We start from the raw sequence: 6935 nt of genomic DNA, 5'->3' as shown, positions 1-6935 counted from the left end.
GCCCGGGGTGAAGGCCGTGACGTCCGGGCCGACCTGGCGGACGACGCCTGCGGCCTCCTGGCCCATGACGAAGGGCAGGTCGCGGCCCTGGCGGCCGAGGAAGCCGCTGCGGATCTTCCAGTCCACCGGGTTCACCCCGGCCGCGCGGACCGCGATCGCCAGCTGGCCCGGGCCCGGCGCGAGCTCGGGGCGGTCCAGGAACTCCTGGGTCTCCGGCCCGCCGTAGTCGACGAACCCGAACGCTCTGGCCATCGGTGATCCCACTCCTCGGATAGCCCCCGCCGCTCTCGCCGCCCCCGCCCAGCATGCGGGGACGGTACGGGGACGGGCCGCCGGTGCTGCGCCGAACGGGGGTGGGCGGTCGGCCTACAGGTAACAGGTAACAGAAAACAGCTGACAGATAACAGATTTCGAAATCTGTTATCTGTCAGCTGTCAGTCGTCAGCTGTCACCCGCCGCCCGCTCAGCTCCGGACGGCCCGCGCCACCGGGATCCAGAGCTCCGCCTCGGCGTCACCCGTCCCCGGTACGAGGTGGGTCCGCAGGATCTCCGGGCCCGGCCGCGCCTCGTACGGGTTGGACGGGAACCACTGGCCGTACACATCCGCCCACATCTGCTGCAGCGCCTGCGGGAACGACCCCGTGTTGGTGAACACCGCCCATGTCCCGGCCGGGACGTGCAGGACGTCCAGGTCGTCCGGGACGACGGCGCCCTCTCGTGCCACCACCGCGTGCCAGTAGTCGAGTTCGGACCCCTCCTCCCGGTTGGGCGAGAAGTCGTCGCTCACCGAGACGATGCCGAGCGGGTCCTCGCCCGTCAGCGCCGTGATCCGCTCGACGGTCTCCTTTCCGATCTCCTTGATGAACTCGGCGATGTGCGGGTTGACGCCCTGGTAGATCAGGGGCACCCGCGCCTTCTTGCCGACGATCCGGAAGTCCGGCCTCTGAACGATCCGGTAATCCATGCTGCTTGCTCCTTCCACGACGAGTCGGAAGGACATCCGGGCCTGGGACTTGAGCGTCGCGCCGTCGCGCCGGGCCTCCCCGGGCCCGACCCCGTGCATCGCCCGGAACGCCCGGGCGAACGCCTCCCCCGAGGTGTAGCCGTAGCGCACCGCGATGTCGAGCAACGTCCGTTCGCCGTCGAGCACTTCGGCCCCGGCGACGGTCAGCCGCCGGCGCCGGACGTACTCCGACAGCGGCATCCCGGCGAGCATCGAGAACAGCCGCCGGAAGTGGTACTCCGACGTCATCGCGATCCGCGCCAGTCCCGCCACGTCGATCTCACGGTCCAGGTTGCGGTCGATGTCCTCCATCGCCCGGTTGAGGTGCTCCAGCACTCCGGCCCCCGTCCTTCCTCGTTGATCTCCACCGTAGGAAGGACCCACCTTGCCGCACCCGACAATCGGTGCCCGCTGCGGTCGGGTGGCAGTCGGGTAGCGTTCCCCTCAGGACCACACCGCACCCACACACAGCGGGCACCGACGGGGGTCAGACCAGGCCCTGGGCCAGCATCGCGTCCGCGACCAGCTCGAAGCCCGCGATGTTCGCGCCCACCACGTAGTTGCCCGGCCGGCCGTACCGCTCGGCGGTCGTGGCGCAGGACTCGTGGATGTGCCGCATGATGCCGGCCAGCCGTTCCTCGGTGCGGGCGAAGGTCCACGAGTCGCGCGAGGCGTTCTGCTGCATCTCCAGCGCGCTGGTCGCCACGCCGCCCGCGTTCGCCGCCTTGCCCGGGCCGAAGGCCACGCCGGCCTCCTGGAACACCCGCACCGCCTCCGGCGTGGTGGGCATGTTGGCGCCCTCGGCGACCGCCTTCACCCCGCCGCGCACCAGCGCGACCGCGTCCGTCTCCGTCAGCTCGTTCTGCGTGGCGCAGGGCAGCGCGACGTCGCACGGCACGCTCCACACGCTCGAGCCCTCGGCCCCCGCCGCGACGAACCGGACGTGGGCGCCGCGCAGTTCGGCGTACTCGGCGATCCGCCCGCGCCGGACCTCCTTGACCTCCTTGAGCAGGTCGAGGTCGATGCCCTTCTCGTCGACGACGTAGCCGGAGGAGTCGGAGCAGGTGAGGACGGTCGCGCCGAGCTGCTGCGCCTTCTCGATCGCGTACACGGCGACGTTGCCCGAGCCGGAGACGACGACCCGGCACCCGTCCAGGCTCTCGCCGCGGGCGCGCAGCATCTCCTCGGTGAACAGGACGCAGCCGTAGCCGGTGGCCTCGGTGCGCACCCGCGCGCCGCCCCAGCCGAGGCCCTTGCCGGTGAGGACGCCGCTCTCGTGGCGGTTGGTGATCCGCTTGTACTGGCCGAACAGGTAGCCGATCTCCCGGCCGCCGACGCCGATGTCCCCGGCGGGGACGTCGGTGTGCTCGCCGATGTGGCGGTAGAGCTCGGTCATGAAGGACTGGCAGAAGCGCATGATCTCGGCGTCCGAGCGGCCCTTGGGGTCGAAGTCGGAGCCGCCCTTGCCGCCGCCGATCGACAGCCCGGTGAGCGCGTTCTTGAAGATCTGCTCGAAGCCGAGGAACTTGACGATGCCGAGGTCGACGGACGGGTGGAAGCGCAGCCCGCCCTTGTACGGGCCGAGGGCGCTGCTGAACTCCACCCGGAAGCCGCGGTTGACGTGGATCGCGCCGGCGTCGTCGGTCCACGGGACGCGGAACATCAGCTGGCGCTCGGGCTCGCAGACCCGCTCGACGATCCGGGCGTCGGCGAGTTCGGGGCGGCGGGCGAGCACCGGGGCGAGGGTCTCCAGGACCTCGTGGACGGCCTGGTGGAACTCGGTCTCGCCGCGGTTGCGGCGGACGACGTCCGCGTAGAGCGCCTCGATGGCGCGGTTCTCGGCCTGGTGGGCCTGCGGGGAAGGAGCGGTGTGAGGGTTGGCGGGCATCCGGTTCTGACCTTCCGTGGTCGGCAGTGGTCGTGCGCGAGGCGTTCCCGTGCCCAGGAAACGCGGAAAGTCTCGCAGTGTCCCCGGCGCGGCTCCCGGCCCATCCACATACTGAAACCCCCCTCGCCCCGCGGTGGTTACGATCCCTCAGCATCCTCGGGTCCGCGTTGAGCCCGGCTGAACCGCTACCCATCCCCGCCCGGGAGTCACGGAACGTAGCCCCGGGGACGGGAACAGCCGGGGCGGACGTGGTGTTGTGCGCCTCCGTAGTCGTCTGCGTAGTCGTCCCGGGCACGGACAGTACCCAGTTGTTCAAATTGGAACGACCGAGTACGGTCGGAGCCCGGTTCACCCCGATGGGGACGTCACACCCCCGGCAACACCCCCGCAACACCCCCGGCAACCCGCTACCGCTACCCGCCAACGGAGGCCCACCCATGCCGCAGCCCGGCTCCGCCACGGTGCGCTCACGCGTGCGCATCCCGCTGACCTTCCCGGACGGCTACCGCGCCGACGCGGAGGTCTTCACCTTCCACGGCCTGGCCGACGGCGCCGAGCACCTGGCGCTCGCGTTCGGGCAGGTGCCGCAGGGCGGGACGCCGCTGGTGCGGCTGCACTCGGAGTGCCTGACCGGCGACGTGTTCGGCTCGGACCGCTGCGACTGCGGCCCGCAGCTGCGCGAGTCGGTCGAGCGGATCAGCGAGGCCGGCGGCTACCTGCTCTACCTCCGCCAGGAGGGCCGCGGCATCGGCCTCTACAACAAGCTCGACGCCTACGCCCTCCAGGACTCTGGCCTCGACACGTACGACGCCAACACGGCCCTCGGCCTGCCCGAGGACGGCCGGGACTACACTGCCGCGGCCCAGATGCTGGCCGCCCTCGGCACCACCGGCATCGAGCTGCTGAGCAACAACCCCGACAAGGCGTCCCAGCTCGCCGCCCTCGGGATCACCGTCGAACGGCGCGTCCCGACCGGCGTCCACCTCTCCGAGAGCAACGTCCGGTACCTGCGCGCCAAGGTCGAGCGGACGGGCCACTCGATCGAGCTCTCCCGCCTGGTCGGCTGAGCAGTCGGCTGAGCAGGGGCAGCGGCCCTCAGTGGCCCGGGGCACGGGGGCCGGTCCGGGCCACGGTGCGCTGGACGCCCAGGCAGGTGAGGGGGAGGGCGATCAGAATGGCGGCCCAGAAGGCGCTGTGGCCCCACCAGGCGGCGATGGCGCCGTACAGCGGTTCGGCCACCGGGATGCGCAGGGCCTCCATCGGGCCCAGCGGCGGGGGCCAGGCGCCGAGCAGCAGGGTGCCGAGGAGCCAGAGGACGAGCAGGCGGCGGGCGGTGCGCGGGCCGGCCATGGCGCCGCCGGCCGACAGGGCGGCGAGCAGGAGCGTGAAGCCGGCCTGGTAGGCGGCTCCGGTCTGGCCGGTGCCCCAGGAGGCCGGCGTCGGGTGGTGCCCGACGGCGGCGAGCCGGACCTCGACGGTCGCCCACAGCAGGATGGCCAGGAGGACGGTGGAGCCGAGCACGAACAGGGCGCGGTCGCGCGCCCCGGCGAGGCCCGGGCGCCAGCCCGCCGCCGCGCGACCCGGCCAGGACGGCGGCACGGGGGACGCGGGGGACGCGGGAGCCCGACGGCCGGCGGCGAGGTTGCGCCACTCGAGCACCGTGCGGCGCCGCGCGGCGTGGACCGGACGGAGCATCCGGGCGGCGCGCTCGATCAGGACGAGGGCCAGGACGAGCCCGACGGTCGCCGCCACCCCGGCCCAGCTGCCCATGCCGCCCTCGAAGGTGACCACCCGGTCGGCCAGCGCGGGCGGCGGCTTGAGCACCGTCATCGGCGGGCCCAGCCGCAGGTAGCCGATCGCGCCGGCGCCCGCGGCGGCCAGGGCGAGCGTGCCCCGGCCGACCCGGGCGGGGAACGCCACCCGGGTGAGCGCGGCGGCCAGCGCCGCGCCGAGCTGGGGCGTCACCGTCCGCGCCGCGTGGTCGCCGGCCGTGCGCAGCGGGCCGCCGAGGAGGCTGTTCGGCAGGATGTTCAGCTGGTTGCCGGCGTCGATGCTGATCCGCGCGAGCGCGCCGGCCCAGAACACCAGCGAGAGGGCGACGAGCACCAGCAGCGCCGCCGCGAGCTGCCGGGGCAGCGCGGCGCCCGCGTTCGTCCACCACACCCGCAGCCACGCCTGCCAGGCCATCGGCCGCCGGGCCGCGCCAGCCCCCACCCGCGCGTTCGTGCCCGTCCGCCCCGTCCGCCCGGCCTGCCCGCTCGTCGCCGTCCGGCCGCCCACCATCCGCCGGGCCCGCAGCGCCTCGGCCGCGACCAGCGCCGCGCAGCCGGCCACCGTCCCGGGGTCGGCGCCGACCGCGCGCCGGCGCAGCGCGGACCACCGGCGCCGCACGTCGTCCGCCGGGCGGCGGCGCACCGCCGTCCAGGCCCTCGCCACCGCGTCCACCACGACGGCCGCCACCAGGGCCGTCACCGCCACCATCCGCCCGGACAGCGGCAGCCGGTAGAGCGCGGTGGGCAGCGGGGAGAGCCGGGCGAGTAGCCGGGCGTGCTCCTCGGGCTGGACGGTCAGCCAGATCGCGAGGCGGTACGCGTGCGCCCGTTCGTCGACGGTCAGTCCGTCCCCGGTGCGCCGCCCGCCGCCGAGTTCGCGGGCGGTCCGCTCGGTCCCGGCGACGATCTGCGGGACGCGGACGAGGCCGAGCAGCCAGCCGCAGTGCTCGCCGGAGCACTCGGGGTGGTCGCAGTCGTAGCGGGCGGCGACGGGCAGTACCGAGGCGGCGAGCAGTTCGTCGAGGACGGCGACGACGTCCGGCTCGGTGCCGATCCGGGTCAGGCCGGCCGCGTCGACCGGGCGTTCGCGGTAGTGCGGGACGGAGGACGGCGCGAACGCGGCGCCGAAGGCGAGCACGGCGAGCGCCGCCGCGCGGGCCCGTCCGGTGCCCCGGGCGAGCTCGACGTCCCGCAGGTAGTGGAGGTCGAAGAGGGTGTCGCGGACGTCGTCCTGCAGCCAGGCGAGCAGTTTCCGCGCGCCGCCGTCGACGAGCCACTCGGCGGCTTCGCCCGAGCGGTTCAGCATCGTCCAGGCCAGGACGGACGGGGCGTGGTACGGGTCGCCGAGGAAGGTGACCGGCCGGTGCGCGTGGCCGGCCCCGGCGGCCGGGGCCGGCCCCTGGGTGCGGACGACGGCGGGGCTGCCGCCCTCCAGCCACTGCCGGACCTGCCCGGCCTGCCAGCGGTGGGCCGGGTTCCTGGTGAACAGGCCCTGGAGCAGGAGCCTGCGGCGCGGGTCGGTGACGGCGGAGAGGTCGACCTCCTCGGAGAAGACCAGGTCGTACTGCAGGACCTCGTCGCTCATCAGGAGGCCGTCCCGGTCCAGGTAGCGGGGACGGCCGGTGAACAGCTCGTACAGCACGTTGCCCAGCCCCCACCAGGGGCCGGCCGGGTGGTTGGAGCCGGCGAGCTGCTCGGGGGCCATGTAGGCGACGGTGACCTGCATCTCGGGCGAGAAGCTGCGGCTGGCGGTGAGCTTGGCGACGCCGCCGAAGTCCGCGATCACGAACTGCCCGGGGCCGCCGCCGGGGCGCACCAGGATGTTGGCCGGCTTGAAGTCGACCGGGTTGCGGGCCACCCGCCGCTGCCAGAAGTCCAGCATCGCGACGAGTTCGCGGACGATGGGGTCGGTCGCGCGCGGGTCGGTGTGCCGGCGGGCGCGGGTCAGCTCGGCGATGCGGTCGGCGAGGGTGACGGGCAGGTACTCCATCGCCACCCAGTCGCAGCCGACCCCGGCGTGCTCGACCTGTCCGTAGTGGACGATCCGCGGCACGTGGCGCAGGTAGGCCTCGTCGCGCAGGTGGTCCAGCAGCTCGGTGTCCATGGCCTGGCCGGCCCGGGTGACCTTCACCGCGGCGTCGCCGCCGCCGTCCAGGCGCCGGACGTGCCAGACGGTGCCCTCGGTGCCCGAACCGGCGACGCGGTGCGGCTCGTAGCGGTTCAGCAGGGCCGCGGGGAAGGCACCCCCGAAGTGCCCGCCGCGCGAGGGGGC

Annotated in this window: 4 protein-coding genes and 1 pseudogene; 1 reads left to right on the top strand and 4 read right to left on the bottom strand. The window is 73.9% G+C overall.

Going from position 1 to position 6935, the window contains the following annotated elements:
• From AB0O00_RS25500 to gdhA, 3 genes are all read right to left on the bottom strand, one after another.
• Positions 1–252: alcohol dehydrogenase catalytic domain-containing protein (locus tag AB0O00_RS25500; protein ID WP_363655463.1), on the bottom strand; the 252-nt coding region annotated here is incomplete at its 3' end.
• A 211-nt stretch (positions 253–463) separates the two neighbouring features.
• Complete coding sequence (locus AB0O00_RS25495; protein WP_363655461.1) at positions 464–1339, bottom strand: AraC family transcriptional regulator; 876 nt, start codon at positions 1337–1339, stop codon at positions 464–466.
• A 151-nt stretch (positions 1340–1490) separates the two neighbouring features.
• On the bottom strand, positions 1491–2891 hold the full coding sequence (gdhA, locus tag AB0O00_RS25490; RefSeq protein ID WP_363655459.1) for an NADP-specific glutamate dehydrogenase: 1401 nt from the start codon (positions 2889–2891) through the stop codon (positions 1491–1493).
• Positions 2892–3328: 437 nt separating this feature from the next.
• On the opposite strand from gdhA, the gene ribA reads away from it, so the two are divergent.
• Positions 3329–3958, top strand: coding sequence for a GTP cyclohydrolase II (gene ribA, locus AB0O00_RS25485; protein WP_363655457.1), 630 nt, complete (start codon positions 3329–3331; stop codon positions 3956–3958).
• 28 nt (positions 3959–3986) lie between these two features.
• Here the strand turns inward: ribA and AB0O00_RS25480 are convergent.
• Positions 3987–6935: pseudogene (locus tag AB0O00_RS25480) on the bottom strand (hypothetical protein); the annotation flags it as partial.

The organism is Kitasatospora sp. NPDC093558, assembly GCF_040683475.1.
Taxonomy (GTDB): Bacteria; Actinomycetota; Actinomycetes; order Streptomycetales; family Streptomycetaceae; genus Kitasatospora.
Note: the sequence above shows the minus strand (reverse complement) of the source record. Positions and strands in the feature narration are given on the sequence as shown.

Excerpts from the sequence above, each read along its gene's own strand:
- gdhA (WP_363655459.1), bottom strand. The coding sequence starts at position 2,891 with ATGCCCGCCAACCCTCACACCGCTCCTTCCCCGCAGGCCCACCAGGCC.
- ribA (WP_363655457.1), top strand. The coding sequence starts at position 3,329 with ATGCCGCAGCCCGGCTCCGCCACGGTGCGCTCACGCGTGCGCATCCCG.